Source organism: Rhodococcus sp. ARC_M6, assembly GCF_022810305.1.
GTDB lineage: Bacteria > Actinomycetota > Actinomycetes > Mycobacteriales > Mycobacteriaceae > Rhodococcus_F.
The window spans coordinates 1-794 of sequence record NZ_JALGQH010000079.1 but is presented as its reverse complement, the minus strand read 5'-3'; the positions used below and the strand labels follow the sequence as shown (position 1 = coordinate 794).

1 protein-coding gene is annotated in these 794 nt (G+C 64.6%); it reads right to left on the bottom strand.

What is annotated here, in order from left to right; all coding sequences use genetic code 11:
* Positions 1 to 595: hypothetical protein (locus tag MTX36_RS30740; RefSeq protein ID WP_374230583.1), on the bottom strand; the 595-nt coding region annotated here is incomplete at its 3' end.
* Between the last annotated feature and the right edge of the window lie 199 nt (positions 596 to 794).

Sequence of the window (794 nt, the reverse complement as noted above, 5' to 3'; positions counted from 1 at the left end):
CAGGCTCGCCGTTGATGCGTTCGATGGTCGCGCGTTGCGTGTCGGTCAGCATGCCCGGGTTGGTTCCGCCTACCGTCAACGCCCACCACACTGTCTCGTTCATGCCGCAGTGCCCACAGGTTCGGGGGCTGATCACCCCGAACTGGCCCATCCTGGGTGGATAGTCCCAGCCGGCCTCGAATGCTGCTTCGGGGGTGAGGATTTCGTCGATGCCGCACACCTCACAGACGTGGTGGAACGTCGTCTCGGCCACCGGACCCGTTCGTTCTGCGCTGCTCGGCATGTAGACCGGGCCTGCGGAGCGGGTGGAGTAGTGGGCTGAGTCGGGCAGCGAGATCACGGTGATCCCGGCGACAACGACTCTCGCACCGGTGTTGTCGAGGTCCTGCAGTTGTGTGCGGGTCAGGGTGATGACACGCTCGGCCGCTGCACCCTCGATGGTCTTGTCGTCGGTGTGCTCCACAGCGCGCACCATTGCTTGGCCGCAGCCCGAGACGAGTGTGCGAGCGGAGAGCGGGTCGTCGAGTTTGTCGGTCAGGGCGGTGACGTTGCGGGCGGTGAGCTCCAGTGTGTGAGTGTCCTCGATCCAGCGCACGGGCTATTTCCTTTCTACCTCTGTGCCGGCGTGGTGCCGGTCGATGAGGGTTGACGCTACGACAGTGCACCGACGAACGCGAGAGAGTGACAAGCATGGCGCTGGTGGTGTGTGTGCTTGATGGATGGGGCTACGTTGCGGCGGGTGTTCGTTCACGGCGACTCAACGCCTTCGGGTCGGCTGTGTCGCGGGTCTGCAC